The following is a 22,745-nucleotide window of genomic DNA, read 5'->3' as shown; positions in this document are numbered from 1 at the left end:
CATTCTCCTCACGCCGCCGTCTTGTGCTTGGCGGTCAGGATCAGGTAGCCGAGGCCGTCCACCTTGGCGTCGAAGGTGGAGGTCACGACGGTCGTGGTCTGGTCCTCGACGATCAGCGCCGGACCGGCCACGGTCATGCCGGGTGCCAGGTCCGTGCGGGCATGGATGGCGTAGTCGGCATCGCGCTGCAGGTCGGGATCGAACACCACGCGGCTGTCGATCGGCGTGGCGGTCCCGGCGTCTCCGGCCGCCGTCGAGGCCTCCGGCGACAGCGCGATCGGTGCCGCCACGGTCAGGGTCCAGGACAGGATTTCCGGCTCCACGTCGGGGATCGTGCGGCCGTAGAGCTTGGCGTATTCGGCCTCGAAGGATTTGCGGATGGCGTCGCCATCGGCGGCGGTCAGGTCGCCCTCCGGCAATGGCACGGTGATCTCGTGGCCCTGGCCGGAATAGCGCATATAGGCGACCCGGGTCTCCGTCAGCTCGACCCCGACAGCGGCCGCGCTGACGATGGCGCGGGCTTCGGCCGACATACCGGACAGCAGCTCGTTCACCGTCCCCGCGTCGAAGTCGGACAGCAGCAGGTAGCGGCTGCGCACCACTTCGTAGGAGACCGGCGCGCGCAGGAAGCCGATGGCGGAGCCGACACCGGCCCCCGTCGGCACCACGATGGTGTCGATCGCCAGCTTCTCGGCCAGACGGGCGGCGTGCAGCGGGGCCGCCCCACCGAAGGCGATCATCGCGCGGGCGGAGATGTCCTTGCCCCATTCGATGGCGTGGACGCGGGCGGCATTCGCCATGTTCTCGTCGACGATCTCGGCCAGCGCGAAGGCGGCGAGACGGCCTTCCAGCTCCATCGGCTTACCGACATCGCTGGCCACCGCCTTCTGCGACGCCTCGATATCGAGCGCCACCGAGCCGCCGGCGAAGCGGGCCGGGTCGACCTTGCCCATGACCACGTCGCCGTCGGTCACGGTCGGGCGCGTGCCGCCGCGCCCGTAGCAGGCGGGACCAGGTTCGGAGCCGGCGCTCTCCGGGCCGACCTGCAGCCGACCCATATTGTCGACATGGGCGATGGAGCCGCCGCCGGCGCCGATCTCGACCATCTCGATGGCGGGGATGCGCACCGGCAGGCCGCTGCCCTTCATGTTGCGGTAGACGCGGGCGACCTCGAAGGTGCGGGTCATCTGCGGGGCGTAATTGTCGATCAGGCAGATCTTCGCCGTGGTCCCGCCCATGTCGTAGGAGACCACGTTGGCGAGGCCGCATTCCTTGGCGATCTCGGTCGCCAGGATGGCGCCGCCGGCCGGGCCGGACTCGACCAGACGGATCGGGAAGCGCACGGCGGTGTCCAGATCGGTCAGGCCGCCGCCCGAGGTCATCAGCAGGAACGGGCAGCCGAAGCCGCGCGACCGCATCTCGTCCTCCAGCTTGCGCAGATAGCCGGCCATCTTCGGCTGCACATAGGCATTGGCCGAGGCAGTCGACTGGCGCTCGTACTCGCGGATTTCCGGGCAGACCTCGCTGGACAGGGTGATCGCCAGGTCCGGCCGCGCCTCGGCGATGATCTCGGCCACCCGCGCCTCGTGCGCGCCGTTGGCGTAGGAGTGCAGCAGGCCGATGGCCACCGCCTCCACACCGTTCTCCTCGAACTTGGGGATCAGCGCGCGCACGCTTTCCTCGTCGAGCGGCACCAGCACGTCGCCTCGATAGTTCATGCGCTCGCGCACCGACCAGCGCAGGTAGCGCGGCACGATCGGATCCGGGCGGTCGATGTTGATGTCGTACTGCTCGAACCGGTTTTCCTGCGCCATCTCCACGGCGTCGCGGTGGCCGTCGGTGGTGATCAGCGCGGTCTTCGCGCCCTTGCGCTCGATCAGCGCGTTGGTGGCGAGCGTGGTGCCGTGGATGATCAGCGTCACCGAACCGGGCTCGATCCCGGCTTCGGCCACCGCCTTCTCCACCCCGTCGATCACCCCCTGTTCCGGCGCGCGGGACGTCGTCAGAACCTTGGAAGTGACGCGCCGGCCATCGGCGGCCGGGTCGCCGATCTCAAGGGCCACATCGGTGAAGGTGCCGCCGACATCGACGGCAAGACGTACGGACTGGGGGTTAGCGCCCATGGCAGACAATCAATCCTGAGTTTGCGGTGCAGCATTCGGGAGGAGTTCGATCGTTCCCATGATTGCCCGCCACGTCAACGTCTGTAATTCGTCGGCGGTCCGGCGGCGCGGAAGGACCGCATTGGAGGGCTTTCGAGGCTCGGCCATGTATGCCTAGACTTTCCCCATTCCTCGCCTCCCCCGGCACCCGCCCGCACAGACATGGAGCCCTTCCGATGACCGGTCCGTCCGCCCCCGGCACCACCGTGATCCGCAACGCCGCCTGGATCGTCGCCTGGGACGCCAAGGAGAGCCGGCACGTCTACCTGAAGGGGGGAGACGTGGTCTTCGCCAACGGTGTCGTGACCCAGGTCGGCGGCCGCTACACCGGCGAGGTCGACGTGGAGATGGACGGCTCCGAGCGCATGGTAATGCCGGGCCTGGTCAACATCCACAGCCACCCGACCAGCGAGCCGCTGCGCAAGGGCGTGACCGACGAGATCCGCAGCCCCGGCTTCTTCCACTCCTCGCTCTACGAGTTCCTCACCATCTTCGAGAACGATCCGGAGGGTCTCGCCGCCAGCCTGCGGGTCGCCATGGCCGAGCTGCTGACCAGCGGTGTCACCACCGTGGTCGATTACTCCTTCCCGTTCGATGCCTGGCTCGACGTCCTGGCCGAGTCCGGCATCCGGGCCTGCGTGGCGCCGATGTTCAAGGATGCCAAATGGTACACCAATGACGGCCACCAGCTTCAGTACGACTGGGACGAGTCCGGCGGCGGCCGCGCAGGGTTCGAGAAGGCGATGCGCACCATCGATCTCGCCAACCAGCATCCGTCGGGCCGCCTGATGGGCATGCTGGCGCCGGCGCAGATCGACACCTGCTCCGCCGACCTGCTGCGCGACAGCTACGACTACGCCCAGGAGAAGAACCTGCCCTGGCAGACCCACGCCGCCCAGTCGGTGAACGAGTTCCAGGAGATGATCCGCCGCCACGGCCGCACGCCGGTACAGTGGATGAGCGACATCGGGGTGCTGGGCGAGCACGCGATCATCGGCCATGGCATCTTCCTCGACCATCACCCCTGGGTGCACTGGTCGACCCGCGAGGACCTGCGTCTGCTGGCCGACAGCAGCACGACCGTCGCCCACTGCCCGACCGTGTTCATGCGCCGCGGCATCACCCTGCGCACCTTCGGCGGCTATGTCCGCGAGGGCATCAACATGGGTATCGGCACCGACACCTATCCGCACAACTTCCTGGAGGAGATGCGCAACGTCGCCACCGTGGCCCGCACCATCGCCGAGACGGTGGACGACCTGAACACCTCCGACATCTTCAACGCCGCCACGGTCGGCGGGGCGCGGGCCCTGCGCCGCGACGATATCGGCAAGCTGGCGGTCGGCTGCCGCGCCGATCTGGTCTGCGTCGACCTGACGGCACCGTCGATGATGCCGGTGCGCGAGCCGATCCGCTCGCTGATCTACGCTTCGACCGACCGGGGCATCCGCGACGTCTTCGTCGACGGCAACCAGGTGGTGAAGGACGGCGAGGTCACGACCATCGACCTGCGCGCCGCCCTGACCGAGCTCCAGGCGGCGCAGGAGCGCTCCTTCTCCAGCATCCCGACCCGCGACTGGGCCGGCCGCACCGTCGACCAGATGGCCCCGATGGTGTTCGAGACCCGCGACAGCGTGTAGGATGGCGACACGCATTGGAGGATCGCCATGGCACCGTCCGTCCTCGTCGCGGGAGCCGGACCGGTTGGTCTGGCCGCCGCCAACCGACTGACCCGGAACGGCGCGACCGTTCGCATCGTCGACAGCAACGCCGCCCGCACCACGCTCAGCAAGGCGCTGGCAGTGAATGTCCGGACCATGGAACTGCTCGAACGCTCGGGTCTGACCGAGCGTCTGATCGCCGCCGGGCAGCGGCTCAACAGGATGCGCTTCTTCTCCGGCGCCAAACCGCTCGCGGATATCCACTTCGACCGGCTTGACCATCGCTACAACTTCCTGATCTCCCTGCCTCAGTCCGAAACGGAACGGATACTGGAGGAGGATCTCCTGGCTCTGGGCGTCGGCGTCGACAGGCGGACCGGTCTTACCGCGTTCTCCGCCGGAGACGACGTTGTCGACGCAACGCTCCGGAGCGAGGATGGCAGCGAGACAAAGGTCAGGGTCGACTACCTGATCGGCGCCGACGGCGCGCACAGCATGGTGCGTAAAGGACTCGGCGTCGGTTTCCCGGGCGAAAGGCACCCGCTGCACTGGAACCTCGCCGATGTCGAGATCGACGGGCCCTACGGCGCCGACGAGGTCACCATGCACCTGCAACCGGAGCACGCGATGCTGGTGATCCCGCTCGGCGGCCGACGGTTCCGGATCGTGACGACCGTCCCCGACGCCCTCTCCAAACTGCCGATGGGCAAGATCGTCGGCACACCGTCCTGGTCCGCCGACTTCAGCACCGGGCATCGGATCGTCGACAGCTACGGCAGCAGCCGCGTGTTCCTGGCCGGTGACGCCGCGCATATTCACTCCCCCGCCGGCGGGCGCGGCATGAATCTCGGGATCGAGGACGCGACCGTCCTGGCCGACCGGATCTCGAACGGCGGGTTGACCTCCTATTCGCGCGACCGCCGCCGGGTCGGACTGTCCATCGTGCAGCAGACCGAGCGGATGCTGTCGATGGCGACCCTGAAGAACCCGATGGCCCGAGGCCTGCGCAATATGCTGCTCCGCCAGGTCGTTCCTCTGGATGCCGTACAACGGATCCTCCGTCCACGCCTGATGGGTATCGCGGACTGACGGCAACATCGAAGGAGACCCAGCCTGTGGCCCGCGTTCCGTATCTCACCCCCGACGACCTCGCCCCCGAGGACAGGGATCTGCTGAAGCGGCCGATCACCCTGCACCGGGCGCTGGCGAACAGCCCAGGCATGGCCCGCGCCTTCGGCACCATCGGCGGCCATATCCGCTACGGCAGCACCCTCGATGCGCGGCTGCGCGAGCTGGCGATCATCCAGGTCGGCTACCTCACCCGCAGCGCCTACGAGTATTCCCACCATTGCCGCCTCGGCGTGGAGCAGTTCGGCGTCAGTGCGGAAGACATCCACGCCATCAGCCGGGAGACCGAGGCGGAGGGCAACGGTGGCTTCCCCGAGCTGGAGACCGCCGTGCTGCGGGCCGCCCGCGAGATGGTCACCGACATGACCGTCGGCGACGCCACATACGCCACCCTGGAGGCCGGGATCGACCGGGCCGATCTGGTCGACCTGATCGTCACCATCGGCTTCTACTGCGGCGTGGTGCGGATCCTCGCCAGCCTGCAGATCGACGTGGAGGACGACTACGCCCCCTGGCTGGAGCAGTTCCCCCTGCCCGCCTGACGCAAAACAACAACAACCGGGAGGAACGGGCATGCGCCTGAAGGACAAGGTCGCCATCGTCGTCGGCGGCGGACAGCAGCCGGGCGAGACCATGGGCAACGGCCGGGCCGTCGCCCTGCGCTTCGGACAGGAGGGTGCGACGGTGCTGGTCGTCGACAAGGATATCGCCTCGGCACAGGACACGGTCGCGATGATCGCCGACACGGGCGGCACCGCCTCCGCCTTCGAGGCCGACATCACCGACGAGGAGAGCTGCCGGGCCATGGCCGCCGCCTGCGTGGACCGCTACGGCCGGATCGACATCCTGCACAACAATGTCGGCATGTCACTGGGCGACCGGCCGACGCCGGAGATGGACATGGAGGTCTGGGACCGGCTGTTCGACATGAACCTCAAGGGCATGGTCATGACCTGCAAGAATGTGCTGCCGGTCATGCGCGACCAGCGCGCGGGCGTGATCCTGAACGTCTCCTCGACCTCCTCGATCAGCGCCCGAGTGGAGCCGACCGCCCGCAGCGGCGTCGCCTACAAGACCAGCAAGGGGGCGGTGAACACCCTGACGCATCACCTGGCGATCGAGAACGCCGAGTTCGGCATCCGCGCCAACGCCATCCTGCCCGGCCTGATGGACACGCCCATGGCGATCGAGCGCCGGGCGCGGGAGCGCAACATCGACCGCGAGGAGGTCCGTCGCGAACGCAACGCCCGGGTTCCCCTGCTCGGTCGCATGGGTACCGCCTGGGACGTCGCCAACGCCGCCCTGTTCCTGGCCTCCGACGAGGCGGGGTACGTCACCGGCCTGATCATGCCGGTCGATGGCGGGCTCACCTCGGTGCGGGGATAGGGTTCGGACACCCGATCCGGGCGCTGCTACAACCCAGTTGTGTATCGCCCAGGGGCACCGGTGACCTTTGGGTGAGAAGGGGTGACAACCGGCGGGGAGTGTGGTCGCGTACTCTTCGATGTCGTCCACCCGTGCCGGCTGTCGCGACGCGAGGCCGGAGCGCGAACTCGGGGTGTCGGCGCAGGAGAACGAGCTTGAAAGACCGCCCCGTTGACCCCGCCTGGGTCGAGCCGACCGACGCGGAACTGGACGCCGCCGCCAACGCCCTGATCGGCGGCTGTCCGCCGGCCCGCCTGAGCCCCGACTGTCTCGCCTGCTTCTTCGCGACCTCGCCCGACCAGCTGGAGAATGAGAAGCTGAGCTTCCTGTTCTCCTACTGGCAGAAGCACACCGACCCGCAGACCGGCCACCAGACCCGCGCCGAGTTCGACATGCTGACCCTGCTCCCCGCGGTGGGGAACATCATGATCCTGGACGTGCTGCGCGACGGGTTCGACGCCCGCTACCGACTCTACGGCACCGGCGTGGCCACCCATGCGGGCCGCGACTGGACCGGCGAGACGGTGTCGGAGATGAACCGGACCACCCGGAACAATCTGGCGCTGATGTACCGTTCGATCTACCTGGCCGCCTACCGGGCGCGCCGCCCGATCTACAGCCTGCATCGGTCGCCCGACTGGGTCGGCGCGAAGTGCTGGCGTCGGGTGGTCCTGCCGATGACCTACGAGGGGGATGTCTGCTCCCAGTTCATCGTCGGCAACATCCCGGTGGACCCGTTCGAGCTGTCGCCCGAGGAAAGGGCCCGCCAGCAGGCCCGGGTGCGTAAGGCGTCGACCTAGGCTCGACACTCTGCGGTGCCGCAAGCGCGGGAGGCGGTGTACCGTCGGGCGAGCAACCGTGAAGGTACCCGCCATGACCTGGATAAAGACGGTCCCCTACGACGACGCCACCGGCCGCCTGAAGACCCTGTACGACCGGGTGAAGGGGCCGGGGGACAACGTCGACAACATCATGATGGCGCATTCGCTGCGGCCGCACTCGATGGAGGGGCATATGCACCTCTACAAGTACGTGCTGCACCATGCCGCCAACACGGTGCCCAAGCACTTCCTGGAGACCATCGGCGTGCAGGTCAGCCTGCTGAACGGCTGCTCCTACTGCGTGGAGCATCACTTCCAGGGGCTGCGACGGCTGCTCGGTGACGACGGCCGGGCGAACGAGATCCGCGGCGCGCTGGAGGCCGGCGATCCGGGCCCGGCCTTCGACGCCAAGCACCGGGCCGCCCTGCGCTATGCCGAGCACCTGACCCGCGACCCGGCGACCATGACCGCCGACATGGTGGAGGAGATGCGCTCGGCCGGCTGGGACGACGGCGAGATCCTGGAGATCAACCAGGTCACCGCGTATTTCAGCTACGCCAACCGCACGGTACTCGGCCTGGGCGTGAACACCGAGGGCGACATCCTCGGCCTGTCACCCGGCGAGAACGACGATCCGGAGAACTGGAGCCACGGGTAGCGGCCGGCCGACGCCCGTGTTCCGCACCGGCCTTACGCCAACACCTCTTCCAGCGCCGCCAGCAGGGCGTCGGTATCCTCCGCCCGGCCGGTGGTGATGCGGATATAGCCCTCGTAGCCCGGCGCCATCAGGCGGCCGATCATGATGCCGCGCTTCTCCAGCTCGGCGACCACCTCGGCGGCCGGCTTAGGGGTCTTCGACGACAGGTAGTTGCCGACGCTGGGGAACGACTCGCAGCCGAGCCTGGCCAGCCCCGCCTCCAGGCGCTGACGCTCCACGAAGGTGCGCTGCACGATCGACTTCATATGCGCCTGATCGCCCAGCGCCGCCAGCGCGCCGGCCTGGGCCACCGCGTTCACGTTGAAGGTGCTGCGGACCTTCTGGAACCAGCCGGCGACCTCGTCCGACCCGCACAGACCGTAGCCGACCCGCATGCCGGCCAGGCCGTAGGCCTTGGAGAAGGTGCGGAAGGCGACCCACGGCACGTTGGTGACCTCGGCCATGGCCGCCAGATGGTCGGAGCCGCCGCCATGGATGCCATACTCGTAATACGCCTCGTCCAGCACCAGCAGGGTGGTCGGCGGAAGGGCCTTGGCGAAGGACACCACCTCCTCGGTGCTCAGGATCCCGCCGGTCGGGTTGTTCGGCGTGGCCAGGAACACGATGCGCGTACGGTCGGTCACCGCGGCCAGCATCCCCTCGGTATCGGCGGCGCCGTCCTGGCGCACCTTGACCGCGACCAGGGAGGCGCCGTTCACCGCCGCGGTCTTGTTGTAGCTCGGAAAGGACGGCACCGGCACCAGCACCTCGTCGCCCGGCGACAGCACGATGCGGCCGGCGGCGACGATCAGCTCGTCGGAGCCGTTGGCCAGCACGATGCGGTTCTGCGGATGGCCGGTATGGTCGGCCAGAGCGGCCGTCAGGTCGCGCCACACCGGGTCCGGGTAGTAGTTCACCCGGGTCGCCGCCTCCTGCATCGCCGCGATCGCCTTGGGCGACGGCGGGAAGGGCGATTCGTTCAGGTTCATGCGCCGGATGGCGGCCGGATCGATCCCCGATTTGGAATCCCGCTGGATCGGCGGCTGGCCGGCGGGCGGCATGGCACGAATGAAGGGCTTCGCAACACTCTGCGCGGGTTCGGCATCGGCCATGTACGGGTCTCCTGGTCTGGCGGGCGGCAGAGATTAGCGTGATTTGATCGCGCTGTGCATCACCTCGCGGCACCTGCGACGGCTGCCCCTCTCGTTATTGCCGCGTGCTGCCGATAAGCTGAGGCCATGACCGCTGAGCCGATCGATGACCCCGCCGAGGCCACGCGTCCGGATGCGCTGACCCGGGCGCTGATCCTGACGACGCTGACCATGGTGACCGCGCTGTACGCGATGACGGTCACCATCGCCAACGTGTCGCTGCCGCAGATGCAGGGGGCACTGTCGGCCACCACCGACCAGATCGCCCTGGTGGTGACCTTCAACATCATCGCCACGGCGGTCGCCACGCCGATGACCGGCTGGCTCGCCGCCCGGTTCTCGCGGCGTACGATCCTGTTGTGGGGGGTCAGCGGGTTCACCGTCGCCTCCCTGGCCTGCGGGCTGGCGCCGACGCTGGAGCTGCTGGTGGTGGCGCGCGTCTTCCAGGGCGCGTTCGGCGCGCCGCTGGTGCCGCTCAGCCAGGCCATCGTCATGGACAGCTACCCCAAGCATCAGCAGGGCTCGGCCATGGCGATCTTCGGCATGGGCGTGGTGCTCGGCCCGGTGCTGGCCCCGACCATCGGCGGCTACCTGTCCGAGGTCTATAACTGGCGCTGGGTGTTCTTCATGATCGTGCCCTGCGGTCTCGCGGCGCTCGCCGGGGTGGCGATCTATATCCAGGACCGCTCCAAGGCGGGCTCCAACTACCTCGACTGGACCGGCTTCCTGACCCTGGCGATGTTCATCGCGGCCTTCCAGTTCATGCTGGACCAGGGCGAGCGGCTGGACTGGTTCGACAGCGCGACGATCCTGCTCTGCGGCGCGGTCGCGGCGCTGATGCTGTACCTGTTCATCGCCCACTCGCTCACCGCCGAGCGGCCGTTCCTCGATCCCAAGCTGCTGCTGGACCGCAACTACGCCATCGGCCTGCTGCTGGTCTTCGTCTTCGGCATGCTGAACTTCACGCCGATGACCCTGCTGCCGGCCCTGCTGCAGGGGGTGCGGGGCTATCCGGATTCGATCATCGGGGTGGTCCTGGGCGCCCGCGGGGTGGGAACGCTGGTCGGGTTCTTCTTCATGTTCTGGGGCAGCAAGCTCGACCCCAGACCGACCCTGGCCGCCGGCTTCGCGCTGCAGGGCATCGCCGGCTGGTACATGTCCCAGTTCAGCATCAACCTGACCACCTTCGACGTGCTGTGGACCAGTGCGCTCCAGGGGCTCGGCGTCGGGCTGGTCTGGGTGCCGCTGACCGTCGTCAGCTTCAACACCCTGCCGCGGGAGAAGACGTCGGAGGCGACGGCGATCTTCCACCTGGTGCGGAACTTCGGCAGTTCGATCTACATCTCGATCGCCATCTCCATCGCCCTGAACAGCGCCCGGGTGAACTACGCGGAGATGACGGCCCATGCGCGGCCGACCAACGAGGCGCTGCAGTTCCAGGATTCCCTGTTCCGGGTGTGGTCGCTGGACGGGGCCGGCGCGCTGGCGGGGCTGTCCGGCGAAATGGCCCGGCAGGCGGCGATGATCGGGTATTTGAACTCGTTCTACGCCTTCACGCTGACGTCCTTCGCCGTGCTCCCGCTGATGCTGCTGATCAGGCTGCGGCGATAGCGGGCTCTTTCCTTTTGGATTGTCATCCCGGACGAGACCGGACCCGATCCGGACTCGGGCCGGGACCGGGCCGCAGCCCTTCTGGGTCCCGGCCGACCTCCGGGTCGAGCCCGGCCCCGGATCAGGTCCGGGGTCACCGGGATGACGGTGAAAATTTACGAGCGCCACGGCCCCAGCCGCAGCGCCGCCACGATGAACATGCCGTAGAACGCCATCGCCGCGGCCACCACGGCGAAGACCGCCTGCGGGGTGGCGGCGTCGGTCGCGACCAGGGCGGTGCCGCCGGCCACCACGATCAGCAGCCGCAGCAGCGTGCCGACCACCGGCCAGACCATGGAGCCGAGACCCTGGCTGGCGAAATACAGGCACAGCCCCAGGCCGAAGAAGGCGTAGAACGGCCCGACGATGCCCAGATAGGTCGCGACCGCGGCCAGGGTCTCGGGGTCCCGGGTGAACAGCCCGCCCCAGAGATCCGGGGCCACCGACCCGATCAGACCGATGCTGCCGACGATACAGGCCGCCATCGCCCCGCCGGTCCACGCGACGCGGATCGCGCGCCGCCGCCGGCCGGCGCCGACATTGACCCCGACCATGGCGATCAGCGCCCCGCCCACCCCGAAGATCACCGGGATCATCAGCAGCTCCAGCCGCGCCCCGATGCCGTAACCGGCGAGCCAGTGGGTCCCGAGCCGGCCGATGATCGCGGTCACGATCAGCGCCATGGAGATCGTCAGGGCCGACTGGGTCGCCGCCAGGGTTCCCTGGCGCAGCAACGGGACGAGCACCCGGCCGGTCACCGGCCCCGGCTTCACCAGCACCGCCGCCCGGCCGCTCAGCAGCCAGGCCGACAGGCCAAGGGTCCCGAAGAGATAGGCCAGCGGCATGGCGAGCCCCGCTCCGGCGATGCCGAGCCCCGCCGGGAAGATCAGCACCCAGGCGATCACCGCATGCAACACCAGCACGCAGCCGAGCGCGATCGCCGGCCGGATCGTGTCTCCCGATCCGCGCAGCAGGCTGGCAAGCACGTTGAACAGCCACAGGGTGAAGATGCCGGCGGCCAGGCGGTCGCCGTACAGGTCGGCCGCCTCCAGCACCACCCCCTCGCCGCCGAGCAGACCGTAGAGAGCGCGGCCGAAGCCGAGGATCGCCAGCGCCATGACGGTGGCCAGCGCCAGGGCGATCAGCACCGCCGCGCGCAGGATCTCCTGCGCCCGCGCGTCGTCGTCCGCGCCGAGCGCGCGGGCGGTCGCTCCGGCGACCACGCCGCCGATGGCGCCGCCCGACAGCATGTTGGTGAGCATCAGCAGCGGAAACACCAGGGCGACGCCGGCCAGCTCCACCGTGCCGAGCCAGCCGAGATAGGCGCCCTCCACCACGCTCATCCCCGACTGCAGGAAGGAGGCGGCGATGTTGGGGACCGCGAGGACGGCCAGGGTCTTCAGGATCGGCCCGTCCAGCAGCCGGGTCCGGCGCGCGTCGCTCACGTCGTGTCCTTCATGTGCGAGAACCGCCCCAGGGCTTAAGGGCAAGGCGTAATGATTTCCAAGCATCCGTCATCCCGGACGGCCCCGGATCTGATCCGGGGGCGGACCGGGACCCAGCACCCTCCCAATCTAGGTCCCGGTCGACCCCCGGGTCGAGCCCTGGGCTCGCCGGGATGACGATGAAATGAGCAAAATGGACCTCGACCCGAGTGGCTCGAAGGCTGTTCTACCGGCCCGTCGCCTTGAACGCCTTCTCCAAGGCGCGGAAGGTCAGCAGGATGGACGCATGGCGGTTGGTGAAGGCCTTTGCCGGCAGCAGGGCGGAGAGCGCCTCGAACCGACCGTCGGGCGCCGGCCCGTCCCGCTTCAGCATCGCCTCCAGCGTGATCGCCGCCGCGCGCACCTCGGCCACCGACGCGCCGACCACCGCGCCACCGACCGCCGAGGCGGCGGCGGAGCCGAGCGCGCAGGCCTCCACCCGCTGTCCGTAATCGGCGACCGTGTCGCCGTCGAAGCGCACCTGGATCGCCACCCGGCTGCCGCAGGCCCGGCTGACCGCCGAGGTCTCGGCATCGGGCGCGGCGACCACATGACCGTCGCGGGCGATGGTGTCGGCGAGGTCGAGCAGCCGGTCCTGATAGACGCTGTCCAGAGTGGGAGCCAGCGTGGGGGCCGGGGTCGAGGACTGCGCCGCCATGGCCGCGCCTATGCCGCGTCGAGTTCGGCCCGCGCCCGGTCCTTGATCGCCGTCAGCATGGCGCCGAGCCCGTTCTTGCGGGTCGGCGACAGGTGGGCGTCGAGGCCGATGGCCGGGATGAAGTCGGGCTCGGTCGCGGCGATCTCCCGCGGCGTGCGGTTGGAATACACCCGCAGCAGCAGCGCAATGATGCCGGAGACGATGGCCGCGTCGCTGATGGCGTGGAACACCAGCCGCTCGCCCCGCTTCTCGCCGACCAGCCAGACCTGGCTCTGGCAGCCCTTCAGCTTGAACTCGTCGCGCTTGTACGCTTCGTCCAGCGGCGGAAGCTTGCGGCCGAGATCGATCAGGTACTCGTAGCGCTGCATCCAGTCATCGAAGAAGGCGAACTCGTCGATGAGCTCTTCCTGCTCCTCGTGGATCGAACGCTCGGGTGCAGTGTCGGGCGCGTCGGGGGTCATCTTGTCCATGCCCAGGATTTGGCGCGTTGCGGCGCGGCTGTCAACGAACAGCCCCTCAGGTCAGCGCGCCGCGGGCGGCCACCGGCCACAGGCACTCCACATAACCGCTCTCCAGCCCGCCGCGCACGCCGACATACCAGTCGTACAGGTTGACCGTGGGATCCACGTGGCCCGGCACCAGCCAGACCCGGTCGCCCAGCCCGGCCGGCGGGGCGCCGGCGCCGAGCGACAGCTTGCCATGCTCGTCCGACGCGGAGACGAAGGTCGTGTCCGCGCGCTGCCAGACCTCGGGCAGCCCGCTGTCCACCGACGACGCCTTGAGCCCGGCATCGACCACCGCCCGGCCGGGAACGACGGCGCTCATCACCGTAGAGGCGATGAACAGAGCGTGCTCGAACTCCAGCCCTTCGGAGCCGTCGTCCTTGAGGTTGCGGCCGTAGTCGGCATCCATCAGGCAGTAGGAGCCGGGCTGCAACTCGTTCCACAGCCCGGTGCCGGTCTCGAAGCGGAAGGTGCCCGAGCCGGCGCCGCCGATGGTGCGGCATTCCAGGCCGGCGGCGGCGAGCGCATCGACGGTCGCCTCGACCAGGTCGGAGGCCTTGGCGATGGCGGCGTGACGTTCGCGATAGCCGCGGATGTGCTGGGCGGCGCCGTGATAGGCCTGGATGCCGTCGAAGACCAGACCGTCGGCCGCCGCGATCCGCTGGGCCAGCTCGACGGCCGGCGTGCCGGGGGCGACGCCGCAGCGCGCCGCGCCCACGTCGATCTCGACCAGCACATGGAGCGTCGTCCCGTATGTCCGCGCGGCGGCGGCATAGGCGTCGACCTGCAGCGGGTCGTCGGCGCAGACGCCGATGCGCGCCCGTCGGGCCAGGGCGGCCAGACGCGCGACCTTGGCCTCGCCGACCACCTGGTTGGAGACCAGCACGTCGTCGATGCCGCCATCGACCAGCACCTCGGCCTCGCCGACCTTCTGACAGCACTGGCCGACGGCGCCGCGTTCCATCTGCAGGCGGGCGATCATCGGCGACTTGTGGGTCTTGGCGTGCGGCCGGATGCGCACGCCGGTTTCCTTGGCGAAGGCCGCCATCCGGTCGAGGTTGCGCTCGAAGGCGTCCAGATCGATCACCAGGGCGGGCGTGTCGATCGCACCGGCCGGATCTCCGACACGGGCTGGCGGCGGCGTGGTCATGATGAAGGCTCCCGGTGACGAAAGAGGGGACCACTGTCGTCCGCCAGACGGCCCAGGGCAAGACGGGGAGCGCTTCTATCCTCTTTCACTCACCTCCCGTCATCCCGGTGGCCTCCGGAGAGGACGACCGGGACCCAGTACCTTCGGCTACGGCTAGGTCCCGGCCGATCCCCGGGTCAAGCCCGGGCTTCGCCGGGATGACGGGGAACGGTATGTGACAGACAAGAAGATGTCCTTGCACCCACCTTCCAACCGCCCATTAAAAAAGCCCGCCCTTCGGTGGAAAGGCGGGCCCGAGGGCCGGTCCGTACGCTCCGTGATCGGCGCACGAACCGGTCCTGTAGGAAAGAACGAGACCCTTTTGATCAGGGGCGCTGCAGTCGCGCTATTTCGTCCTTGATGGCTAGCTTCTGACGTTTCAGGTCATGTATCGCGACTTCGTCCGGCAACGGTCGTCCGGACTCATTGTCCAGCTTCTCTTCAAGCGAGGCGTGGCGCACTTGCAGGGAGTGGATCCGATCAGTCGCTGTCATACGATCCTCCTTTCGACGTCTCCGGGTGCGTGTCTGCCGCCCGGAACCAAAAGCGTACCCTTCCCAGTTAGGTGCGCAACAATGAACTCTCAACCCCTTGAAGTTTTGACGGAAAGTTACCAGAAGCCCATTACGTGAATAAGGTCTCCAGGCCGAGCGAGATGGCCAAGATCCGGTCATCCGCCAGGGTTTCTCCCATGATCATCAGGCCCACCGGGGCCGCCCCCTCATCCTGCACGGGGATGGTCGCGGCACAGCGGTCGAGGAAGTTGCCGACGGAGCAGTTCCGCAGCATGGCCATGTTCACCGCGCCGTAGACCGCATCGTCGGCCGCCAGCTCCTCGATCGGCGGGGCGATGCGCGGGGTGGTCGGCATCAGCACCGCGTCGAAGGCGGAGGTCTTGGCCGCGACTCGGGCCTGGATGTCGGCCCTGGCGTTCACCAGGCTGTAGTAATCGGCTGCCGACTGCTCGCTCGCCCGGCGCATGCGGGAAATGACACGCGGATCGAAGGCGTCCGGATCGCGCAGGATATGCCGCTCGTGCAGGGCGTAGCTCTCCGGCGCGGTGAACCCGCCCTTGGCGTTGACCACCGGCAGTTCCAGCAGCTCCGGCAGGGCGAGGTCGACGATGGTCGCCCCGGCCTCCGAGATCCGGCTCAGGGCAGCCTGGAACGCCGCCGCCGTCGGCTCGTCCAGATCGTCGAGCACGAACTCCTTCGGCACGGCCAGGCGCAGACCCTTCACCGGCAGGGCCGGGATCGCCCGCCTCGGCTCGCCGGCCAGCACCTGATGCACCCGCACGCAGCAGTCCATGGTCGGCGCCAGGGGGCCGATGCTGTCCAGGCTGGTGGACAGCGGCACCGCCCCGTCGATCGGCACCCGGCTCTGGGTCGGCTTGAAGCCGGCCAGACCGCAGAGCCCGGACGGGATGCGCACCGAGCCGCCGGTATCGGTGCCGAGACCGACCGTCGCCATGCCGTCGGTCACACTGACCGCCGCCCCGGAGGAGGAGCCGCCAGGAATGCGCTTCGAGGCCCGGTCCCAGGCATTGGCCGGGGTGCCGTAATGCGGATTGATGCCGAGGCCGGAATAGGCGAACTCGGTCATGTTGGTGCGGCCGACCAGCACCGCCCCGGCGGCGCGCAGCCGGGCGATGACCGGGGCGTCGGCCTCGGCCGGCGGCTCGGAGGCCAGCACCTTGGAGCCGGCGGTGGTCACCGCGCCCTTCACGTCGAACAGGTCCTTCACCGAGATCGGCAGGCCTTCCAGCGGCCGCGGCGGCACGCCGGCCTTGCGCAGGCCGTCACTCGCCACCGCTTCGGCGCGGGCGCTGTCCTCCATCAGGGACAGGAAGACCCGTGCGCCCTCGCCGGAGGCGTCCTTCGCCCGTTCCAGGGCGGTGTCGAGCAGGGCGGCGGCGGTGATCTGGCCGGTATCGAGTGCGGTGAGGATCTCGGCGATCGGGGTTTTCGGTGCGAAGGTCATGGGTCAGCTCACCACGGGCAGGGTTTCGATGTCATAGGCATGGGCCAAGCTGCGGCCGTTCGCCGGGTCGGTGATGGAGATCGCCAGGCGGTCGGCCGGTCGGATGCCGCCGGTGACCGGCACGGTGCCGCACAGCATGACGGTGCCGGGCTTCAGCCCGCCATAACCGTCCACCAGGTCCTTCAGCGGCCGGATCAGGGCGAACGTGCCGGTCTGATACGGCTCCTCCGCCCCCTTGATCGTCGCCGTCGCCTCCAGCACCAGCGCGTCCAGATCGTCGTCCAGCGAGACCGGCCAGGCGGTGCTGCCCAGCACCTTGGGACACATCTGCTTGGAGACGGCGATGGAGTAGGTCTCCACCTTGCGGTCGGTATGGTCGGAGCCGACGGTCAGGTACAGGCCGCTCTCGGTCGCCACCAGCACCGGCTCGACCTCGCCGGAGCTGTCACCGCCGATCACCTGAACATGGTCGCTCTGGATGAGCTGCTCCACCGCGCAGCGGTAATACAGCGGCACCGTGCTCGGTCCCGGCACGCCGATCTCGGCCAGTTCCTCGATGTGATGGTCGATCGCCGCCTTGTCGCGACCGGTCCAGCCGGCGACGACGCAGTCTGTCACCGCCACCTCGACCGGACCGTCCGGGGTTTCGAACCGCAGTATCTGGGCTCCCATGCATGCCTCCCGTTTGAATGCGCGGGGACGATAGCTGCCGTCTGGGCATCGCGGAAGATCCGGATAAGGGGATGTGTCGGCGCGGACGGGTGATCTACCCTGCCGCCATGTCAAGCGTACCCCCGACCACCGCCGCCGCGCCCGCCCGGAACCCGTCGCAGGACACCCTGCGCGCGGTGCTGTTCATGCTGCTGGCGATCAACCTGCTGCCGTTCATGAACGTCGCGGCCAAATTCCTGTCCGGCGACTACCACACGGTGCAGGTGGTCTGGGCACGCTATACCGGACATCTGGTCTTCGTCGTTCTGATGTTCATGCCGCGCCGCGGGCTGTCCCTGTTCAAGGCGAGCAGGCCGGGCATCCACATCATCCGCTCGGTGCTGATGTTCGTGGCGACGGTCTGCTTCTTCACCGCCCTGCGCTTCATCGAGGTGCCGGTGGCGAGCGCCATCAACTTCACCTCGCCGCTGATCGTCACGGCACTGGCCGCCCCGTTCCTCGGCGAGGCGGTGGGCATCCGGCGCTGGACCGCGGTGGCGGTCGGCTTCGCCGGTGCGCTGATCATCATCCGGCCGGGCGGCGGCGAGACCCACTGGGCCATGTTCCTGGTCCTGGGCACGGCGCTCTGCTACGCCACCTACCAGATCTACACCCGCAAGTTCTCCGCCGCCGATTCGCCGGAGACCTCGATCACCTACATCGCCGTGGTCGGGGCGGTGATCTCCTCCATCGCCCTGCCGTTCTACTGGGTGACGCCGGTCTCCGTCCTCGATGCCGGGCTGTTCGCCCTGCTCGGCTTCATCGGCGGGCTCGGCCATTATTTCGTGATCCGGGCGTTCCAGTACGGCGAGGCCTCGGTGCTGGCGCCGTTCAACTACGGCCAGCTCGTGATGGCGATCATCCTCAGCTTCTTCGTGTTCGGCACCTTCCCCGACATCTGGACCTTCGTCGGCGGCGGAATCATCATCTCCAGCGGGCTCTACATCACCTATCGGGAGACCCTGCGCGGCAGGAAGCCGACGGCGCCCCCCTCGCCCAATCAGGCCTGATCGAGAGAGTCGGCGAGGGCCTGCCCGACCTGCGCCATCAGCGGCCGCCAGGGTTCAACCTGGGTCTTGCGGAAGCTGCGCACGGTCGGGAAGCCGGGGAACCGGTCCGTGCCGTATTCCAGGAAGACCGGCGTGTTGTAGAGCAGCCACACCGGCTTGCCGAGAGCCGCCGCGATCCAGCCGACCGTACTGGACGGGCAGATCACAAGGTCCAGCGCCTCGACCAGGGCGAACACGCCGTCCATGTCGTTGGTGGTGTCGAGCCCGTCGATCAGGCTGACATTGGCGCCGGACGCCGTCAGCTCCTCGCGCCAGCCGATGCCGTATTGCAGGGAGACGAACCGGGCGCCGCCGACCTTCAGCACCTCCTCGAACGGCCCCAGGCCCGGGTAATGCGGCAGGCGGAAGGTGGTCAGCCGCCGGCTGCGCCAGGCCACGCCGATCTTCGGCCCGTCACCGAGGGCCGCCAGCCGCTCGCGCATCTCCGCCACCCGGTCGGGATCGGCCTTCAGCCACGGCCGCGCGGCCGCATCGGCCTGGGCGACGGTGCCCCGGTAGCGCGACAGCAGCAGCGCGCCGTCGGCATAGGCGTCGGGCCGGTAGTCGGGCGGCACCCAGTCGTACAGATGCTCGGGCGCGTTGCGGTCGCCGACGCGGTGATAGGCGTGGACATAGGCATCGGGGAAGCTGCGGCGCATCAGTTCCTGGATCCGCTGATCGCACTCGATCACCACCCGGCCCACGTCGCGGGCGGCATCGTCGATGCAACAGGCATGCAGCAGCTCGTCACCCACACCCTGGTCGGCGGCGATCAGCAGGGTGGTGTCCTTCGACGGGATGCCGTTCCACAGTCGGATGGACGGATCGCGCCGCACGGCACTCGGCTTTTGACGCAACTGGCTGTAGCCGTCCCAGCCCGCGGCCATCTCGCCGATCGCAAGCAGCTGGATGCCCAGCCGGAAGCGATAATGCGGCTGTCCCGGCGACACCGTGAGGGCTTCCCGCATCCAGCGCACAGCCTCGTCCGGCGCGCCGGCGGCGAACGCCGCTTCCGACAGGCCGGCATAGGCGGAGGCCAGGTCGGGCTGCAGGGTGCGGGCCCTCCGGAAGCCGGTGCGGGCCTCGGCGATCCTCAACCGGCCGACCTGCAGCCAGGCCAGATGGTTGTAGGCATCGTGGTGGCCGGGAAGAATCACCGCGGCGGCGCGGAAGGCGCGCATCGCCGCATCGCCCTGCTCGATCTCCATCAGGCCGAGGGCATGGGACACCCAGCGGTCGGCCTTGGCGGGTGCGGCGATCAGCGCCCGGTGCCGGGCGGACTCGCAGGCCTTCAGGTCGGAGACCGCCTGCAGGTGGTTGCCGAGCCGCGTCCAGGCCTCGTCGCTCGCCGGGGCCAGGACGGCCGCCCGACGCAGCATCGCCACGCCTTCGGCCCGGCGCTCGCCCGTGGCCAGGATTCCCCCCAGACTGGCCAGGGTGTCGGACAGCAGCGGATCGCGCGCCAGGGCGGCCTCGTAGGCCAGGACGGCCTCGTCATGGCGTCCCAGTCCGTGCAGCACCACCCCGAGCGCGTGCCGGTAGGAGGCTTCCTGCGGCCGGGCCTCGGCGGCGCCGGTGATCATCTGCGCGGCGGCCTCCGCCCGCCCGCTCTGATGCAGCGCCATCCCGAGCCGGTACAGCAGGTCCGGATGCTTCGGATTGGACTTGAGCAGATGGGCGTAGAGCAGGATGGCCTGCTCCAGATGTCCGGCCAGGTGGAGGGCGGTGGCGCGCTCCAGGATCTGTTGCGGTGTTTCCATATCAGGCGTCGATGCCGCCCTCGACCATGTCGGCGCTCAGCGGCTCGCCCCGGGTCAGGTCGCGGGTCGCCCGGCGGCCGAGTACGGTCTCGTAATGCTTCGGCGCCAGGCCGTTGCTGGGTCGGATGGACCGGATGTTCCGGGCCGTCAGTTCGGCACCGGCGGGAACGTCTTCCACGACATAGAGCGAGCGGCGGAACTTCAGCCCCGCCTCCTCCGACCTGGTCGGCCGGTAGGCCGGCGCGCCCAGTGCGGCATGGGCCATGCGGGTGTCGCGCACCAGCCGGGCCAGTTCGTCCGGCTCCAGGGAGAAGGCGCTGTCCACGCCGCCATCGGCCCGGGCCAGGGTGACATGCTTCTCGATCAGGCAGGCGCCCATGGCGACCGACAGGGTGGCGATGGTGGTGTCCATGGTGTGGTCGGACAGGCCGGTGACCACGCCCAGCTTGTCGGCCAGATCGGCGATGGTGCGCAGGTTGGTCTCGTCCGCCGGGGCCGGATAGGCGCTGACGCAGTGCAGCACGACGATCTGCTCGGCCCCGGCGTCGCGCGCGGCGTCGACCGCCTCGCGGATCTCTTCCAGGCTGCCCATGCCGGTGGACAGGATCATCGGCTTGCCGGTCGCCGCCACCAACCGGATCAGCGGCAGATCTACTAGCTCCTGGGAGGCGATCTTGTAGGCCGGCGCGCCCAGGCTCTCCAGCAGGTCGATGGCGGTCGGATCGAACGGGGTGGAGAACACGGTGATCCCCAGCGCGCGCGCCTTGTCGAAGATCGGGCCGTGCCAGTCCCAGGGGGTATGGGCCTCCTCGTACAGCTCGTGCAGGCGGCGGCCGTCCCACAGCCCGCCATGGATCAGGAACTCGGGTCCGTCATGGTCGAGGGTGATGGTGTCGGCGGTGTAGGTCTGCAGCTTCACCGCATCCGCGCCGGCGGCCTTGGCCGCTTCGAGAATGCGGAAAGCGCGGTTGATGTCGCCGTTGTGGTTGCCCGACATCTCCGCGACGATATACGGCGGGTGGTCGGGACCGACCGGCCGTCCGGCTATGCTAAACTCGCCTTGCACCCAACGCGTCCTCCGACCGGGCAGTTCCAGTGATTCGGCCGCCAGACGATACTCTCCCCGCCGCCGCAAATGAAGCAGCACCGACCGTCGCCTCCCTGAAGGGCGAGCGGCTGGTGATCCGCGCGGACGCGGACGGCCGGATCGGCATGGGCCATGTGATGCGCTGCCTGGCGCTCGCCCAGAGCTGGATCGGCTTCGGCGGCACCGTGCGGCTGGCCTGCACCGCCGTGCCGCCCGCCATTGCCGAACGCTACCACGCCGAGGGGGCGGAGGTCGTGCTGCACGACCGCTGGCCGCCGCAGGATCTGGTGGACGACGCAGCCGCCGTGGTGGTCGACGGGCTGGAGATTACCGACTCGGATATGGCGGCAGTGGTCGCAGCGGGGCTGCCGCTGGCGATCATCGACGACATGGGCCATCGCCCGGCCTATCCCGGCGCGCTGGTGGTGAACCAGAACCTGCACGCCTCCCATCGGCTCTATGCCGGCAAGTCCGATGCCCGGCTCTGTCTCGGCCCTGGCTGGGGACTGCTGCGCCGGGAGTTCCGACCGACCGGCGCCGAGCCCCGCCCCATGCCGGACTTCGCGTCCCGCCTGCTGGTCCTGATGGGCGGTGCCGACCCCAAGGGATACAGCGCCCTCGCCCTGGACGCCGTGGCGGCGGCGGCGGAGAGGATTGCGGGCGAGCCGGAGGTGATCCTGGTCGTGGGTGCCGCCAACCCGGCCCTGCCCGACCTGGAGCGCCGCGCCGCGCTGCTGCCGGTCCGCATCGATGTCCGCCACGATGTGCGCGACATGGCGGGTCTGCTCGGGTCGGTCGACCTTGCCGTCTCGGCCGCCGGATCCACCGTACTGGAGATGGCGGTGCTGGGGGTGCCGATGATCATCGGCGCCCAGAACGAGAGCGAGGTCGGGCCCGCCGCCGCGCTGGCCAGGACGGGAGCGGCGGTCGATATCGGACCGCTGGAGGATCTGGATCCCGCCGTGCTGGTAGAGACCGTCACCGCCTTGGCGCTCGATCCGGAACGCCGCAGCAAGCTGGCCGAAAACGCCCGCACCCTGGTCGACGGGCTGGGAGCGGACCGGGTCGCCGCCACCATCGCCGGCCTGCTGCCGGATCAGCGCGGCAATTCATAGTCAAGAAGACCGTCCCGCTCCGCCACCTGTTCGAAGCCACAGGCCTCGAACGCCTTCCGGCTCGCCTGATTGTCTTGCTTGATCGCCGCCCGGATCGGTGCGTCGGGCCAGAGCGACTGCGCCTCCTCCACAGCCGCCGCCACGAGAGCGGCGCCGCGCCGCCGGCCCCTTGCCTCGGGGGCGACGGTGACGGAGATCTCCACCGCTCCATCCTCGTGCCGCACCGCGGAGGTGGTGCCGACCGTCTCCTCGTCCTCCAGGCCGATCCAAACCTGCCGATTCGGGTCGTCGAGCACCCGCGACAGCCAGGCGGCGTGCTCCTGCTGGGTGACGGCGTCGCCGTTGCGGGAATTGGCCCGGGTCAGCGGATCGTTGCGCCAGGCCAGCAGATCCTCTGAATCTTCCGAGGTAATGGGGCGCAGCGTGATGTCGGAGGCATCGGTCATGCTTCCAGCCTAACCGCTATTCGGCGCCGGGGCGACGGCGGCATGCTACCGTCAGTTCCGCCACCGAG

General features: G+C 69.0%; 21 protein-coding genes. 9 read left to right on the top strand and 12 right to left on the bottom strand.

The window, feature by feature from the left end:
• Window positions 1-8: 8 nt before the first annotated feature.
• Window positions 9-2,123, bottom strand: coding sequence for a hydantoinase/oxoprolinase family protein (locus BLS34_RS05740; RefSeq protein WP_093148846.1), 2,115 nt, complete (start codon window positions 2,121-2,123; stop codon window positions 9-11).
• Window positions 2,124-2,338: 215 nt separating this feature from the next.
• On the opposite strand from BLS34_RS05740, the gene BLS34_RS05735 reads away from it, so the two are divergent.
• The 6 genes from BLS34_RS05735 to BLS34_RS05710 all read left to right on the top strand — a co-directional run bounded on the left by BLS34_RS05735 (window position 2,339) and on the right by BLS34_RS05710 (window position 7,855).
• Window positions 2,339-3,802, top strand: a complete 1,464-nt coding sequence (locus BLS34_RS05735) for an amidohydrolase family protein (protein WP_093148844.1) — start codon at window positions 2,339-2,341, stop codon at window positions 3,800-3,802.
• A 27-nt stretch (window positions 3,803-3,829) separates the two neighbouring features.
• Window positions 3,830-4,912 carry an FAD-dependent oxidoreductase gene (locus BLS34_RS05730; protein WP_093148841.1) on the top strand — a complete coding sequence of 361 codons (1,083 nt, stop codon included), beginning with the start codon at window positions 3,830-3,832 and terminating at the stop codon, window positions 4,910-4,912.
• 26 nt (window positions 4,913-4,938) lie between these two features.
• A complete protein-coding gene (locus BLS34_RS05725) occupies window positions 4,939-5,493 on the top strand; it encodes a carboxymuconolactone decarboxylase family protein (RefSeq protein ID WP_093148839.1) in 555 nt (184 codons plus the stop codon).
• Between the two features lie 31 nt (window positions 5,494-5,524).
• The gene (locus BLS34_RS05720; RefSeq protein WP_093148836.1) at window positions 5,525-6,337 is read left to right on the top strand and encodes an SDR family NAD(P)-dependent oxidoreductase; all 813 of its coding nucleotides are present in this window, start codon (window positions 5,525-5,527) and stop codon (window positions 6,335-6,337) included.
• A 194-nt stretch (window positions 6,338-6,531) separates the two neighbouring features.
• Window positions 6,532-7,176, top strand: a complete 645-nt coding sequence (locus BLS34_RS05715; RefSeq protein ID WP_093148833.1) for a PAS domain-containing protein — start codon at window positions 6,532-6,534, stop codon at window positions 7,174-7,176.
• 73 nt (window positions 7,177-7,249) lie between these two features.
• A complete protein-coding gene (locus BLS34_RS05710; RefSeq protein ID WP_093148830.1) occupies window positions 7,250-7,855 on the top strand; it encodes a carboxymuconolactone decarboxylase family protein in 606 nt (201 codons plus the stop codon).
• A 32-nt stretch (window positions 7,856-7,887) separates the two neighbouring features.
• Here BLS34_RS05710 and hisC read toward each other — a convergent pair whose 3' ends face one another.
• Window positions 7,888-9,006, bottom strand: coding sequence for a histidinol-phosphate transaminase (gene hisC, locus BLS34_RS05705; RefSeq protein WP_051245015.1), 1,119 nt, complete (start codon window positions 9,004-9,006; stop codon window positions 7,888-7,890).
• A 126-nt stretch (window positions 9,007-9,132) separates the two neighbouring features.
• Here hisC and BLS34_RS05700 point away from each other — a divergent pair, with 126 nt between their 5' ends.
• Window positions 9,133-10,656 carry a DHA2 family efflux MFS transporter permease subunit gene (locus BLS34_RS05700; protein WP_051245016.1) on the top strand — a complete coding sequence of 508 codons (1,524 nt, stop codon included), beginning with the start codon at window positions 9,133-9,135 and terminating at the stop codon, window positions 10,654-10,656.
• A 155-nt stretch (window positions 10,657-10,811) separates the two neighbouring features.
• On the opposite strand, the gene BLS34_RS05695 is transcribed toward BLS34_RS05700, so the two are convergent.
• From BLS34_RS05695 to BLS34_RS05665, 7 genes are all read right to left on the bottom strand, one after another.
• On the bottom strand, window positions 10,812-12,140 hold the full coding sequence (locus BLS34_RS05695; protein ID WP_175474115.1) for an MATE family efflux transporter: 1,329 nt from the start codon (window positions 12,138-12,140) through the stop codon (window positions 10,812-10,814).
• A gap of 226 nt (window positions 12,141-12,366) precedes the next feature.
• Window positions 12,367-12,837, bottom strand: a complete 471-nt coding sequence (locus BLS34_RS05690) for an iron-sulfur cluster assembly scaffold protein (protein ID WP_051245017.1) — start codon at window positions 12,835-12,837, stop codon at window positions 12,367-12,369.
• A gap of 8 nt (window positions 12,838-12,845) precedes the next feature.
• Window positions 12,846-13,307: a SufE family protein gene (locus BLS34_RS05685; protein ID WP_093148825.1), complete on the bottom strand. Its 462-nt coding sequence runs from the start codon at window positions 13,305-13,307 to the stop codon at window positions 12,846-12,848.
• Between the two features lie 46 nt (window positions 13,308-13,353).
• On the bottom strand, window positions 13,354-14,490 hold the full coding sequence (locus BLS34_RS05680; RefSeq protein WP_093148823.1) for a DSD1 family PLP-dependent enzyme: 1,137 nt from the start codon (window positions 14,488-14,490) through the stop codon (window positions 13,354-13,356).
• Window positions 14,491-14,855: 365 nt separating this feature from the next.
• Window positions 14,856-15,023 carry a YdcH family protein gene (locus BLS34_RS05675; RefSeq protein WP_084619024.1) on the bottom strand — a complete coding sequence of 56 codons (168 nt, stop codon included), beginning with the start codon at window positions 15,021-15,023 and terminating at the stop codon, window positions 14,856-14,858.
• Between the two features lie 130 nt (window positions 15,024-15,153).
• Window positions 15,154-16,509 carry an amidase gene (locus BLS34_RS05670; RefSeq protein WP_093148821.1) on the bottom strand — a complete coding sequence of 452 codons (1,356 nt, stop codon included), beginning with the start codon at window positions 16,507-16,509 and terminating at the stop codon, window positions 15,154-15,156.
• A 3-nt stretch (window positions 16,510-16,512) separates the two neighbouring features.
• Complete coding sequence (locus tag BLS34_RS05665; RefSeq protein WP_093148818.1) at window positions 16,513-17,181, bottom strand: DUF2848 domain-containing protein; 669 nt, start codon at window positions 17,179-17,181, stop codon at window positions 16,513-16,515.
• A gap of 107 nt (window positions 17,182-17,288) precedes the next feature.
• Between BLS34_RS05665 and BLS34_RS05660 the strand changes: the two genes are divergently transcribed.
• Window positions 17,289-18,230 (top strand): DMT family transporter, encoded by a 942-nt coding sequence (locus BLS34_RS05660; RefSeq protein ID WP_169400885.1) that lies wholly within the window; start codon window positions 17,289-17,291, stop codon window positions 18,228-18,230.
• Here the strand turns inward: BLS34_RS05660 and BLS34_RS05655 are convergent.
• Together BLS34_RS05655 and pseI are read right to left on the bottom strand one after the other, a co-directional pair.
• Window positions 18,221-20,029 carry a tetratricopeptide repeat protein gene (locus tag BLS34_RS05655; protein WP_093148816.1) on the bottom strand — a complete coding sequence of 603 codons (1,809 nt, stop codon included), beginning with the start codon at window positions 20,027-20,029 and terminating at the stop codon, window positions 18,221-18,223. The genes BLS34_RS05660 and BLS34_RS05655 overlap by 10 nt on opposite strands.
• A gap of 1 nt (window position 20,030) precedes the next feature.
• A complete protein-coding gene (pseI, locus tag BLS34_RS05650) occupies window positions 20,031-21,095 on the bottom strand; it encodes a pseudaminic acid synthase (RefSeq protein ID WP_093148813.1) in 1,065 nt (354 codons plus the stop codon).
• Window positions 21,096-21,124: 29 nt separating this feature from the next.
• Between pseI and BLS34_RS05645 the strand changes: the two genes are divergently transcribed.
• Window positions 21,125-22,231, top strand: coding sequence for a PseG/SpsG family protein (locus BLS34_RS05645; RefSeq protein ID WP_139189114.1), 1,107 nt, complete (start codon window positions 21,125-21,127; stop codon window positions 22,229-22,231).
• Here the strand turns inward: BLS34_RS05645 and BLS34_RS05640 are convergent.
• Window positions 22,213-22,677, bottom strand: coding sequence for a GNAT family N-acetyltransferase (locus BLS34_RS05640; RefSeq protein WP_051245021.1), 465 nt, complete (start codon window positions 22,675-22,677; stop codon window positions 22,213-22,215). The genes BLS34_RS05645 and BLS34_RS05640 overlap by 19 nt on opposite strands.
• Window positions 22,678-22,745: the final 68 nt, after the last annotated feature.

Origin of the sequence: Thalassobaculum litoreum DSM 18839, from assembly GCF_900102465.1 — a bacterium.
In the GTDB taxonomy this organism is placed as follows: domain Bacteria; phylum Pseudomonadota; class Alphaproteobacteria; order Thalassobaculales; family Thalassobaculaceae; genus Thalassobaculum; species Thalassobaculum litoreum.
Note: the sequence above shows the minus strand (reverse complement) of the source record. Positions and strands in the feature narration are given on the sequence as shown.

Excerpts from the sequence above, each read along its gene's own strand:
- BLS34_RS05680 (WP_093148823.1), bottom strand. The coding sequence starts at position 14,490 with ATGACCACGCCGCCGCCAGCCCGTGTCGGAGATCCGGCCGGTGCGATC.
- BLS34_RS05700 (WP_051245016.1), top strand. The coding sequence starts at position 9,133 with ATGACCGCTGAGCCGATCGATGACCCCGCCGAGGCCACGCGTCCGGAT.
- BLS34_RS05665 (WP_093148818.1), bottom strand. The coding sequence starts at position 17,181 with ATGGGAGCCCAGATACTGCGGTTCGAAACCCCGGACGGTCCGGTCGAG.
- BLS34_RS05660 (WP_169400885.1), top strand. The coding sequence starts at position 17,289 with ATGTCAAGCGTACCCCCGACCACCGCCGCCGCGCCCGCCCGGAACCCG.
- BLS34_RS05640 (WP_051245021.1), bottom strand. The coding sequence starts at position 22,677 with ATGACCGATGCCTCCGACATCACGCTGCGCCCCATTACCTCGGAAGAT.
- BLS34_RS05740 (WP_093148846.1), bottom strand. The coding sequence starts at position 2,123 with ATGGGCGCTAACCCCCAGTCCGTACGTCTTGCCGTCGATGTCGGCGGC.
- BLS34_RS05690 (WP_051245017.1), bottom strand. The coding sequence starts at position 12,837 with ATGGCGGCGCAGTCCTCGACCCCGGCCCCCACGCTGGCTCCCACTCTG.
- BLS34_RS05730 (WP_093148841.1), top strand. The coding sequence starts at position 3,830 with ATGGCACCGTCCGTCCTCGTCGCGGGAGCCGGACCGGTTGGTCTGGCC.
- BLS34_RS05685 (WP_093148825.1), bottom strand. The coding sequence starts at position 13,307 with ATGGACAAGATGACCCCCGACGCGCCCGACACTGCACCCGAGCGTTCG.
- BLS34_RS05655 (WP_093148816.1), bottom strand. The coding sequence starts at position 20,029 with ATGGAAACACCGCAACAGATCCTGGAGCGCGCCACCGCCCTCCACCTG.
- BLS34_RS05675 (WP_084619024.1), bottom strand. The coding sequence starts at position 15,023 with ATGACAGCGACTGATCGGATCCACTCCCTGCAAGTGCGCCACGCCTCG.
- hisC (WP_051245015.1), bottom strand. The coding sequence starts at position 9,006 with ATGGCCGATGCCGAACCCGCGCAGAGTGTTGCGAAGCCCTTCATTCGT.
- BLS34_RS05735 (WP_093148844.1), top strand. The coding sequence starts at position 2,339 with ATGACCGGTCCGTCCGCCCCCGGCACCACCGTGATCCGCAACGCCGCC.
- BLS34_RS05720 (WP_093148836.1), top strand. The coding sequence starts at position 5,525 with ATGCGCCTGAAGGACAAGGTCGCCATCGTCGTCGGCGGCGGACAGCAG.
- BLS34_RS05710 (WP_093148830.1), top strand. The coding sequence starts at position 7,250 with ATGACCTGGATAAAGACGGTCCCCTACGACGACGCCACCGGCCGCCTG.
- BLS34_RS05670 (WP_093148821.1), bottom strand. The coding sequence starts at position 16,509 with ATGACCTTCGCACCGAAAACCCCGATCGCCGAGATCCTCACCGCACTC.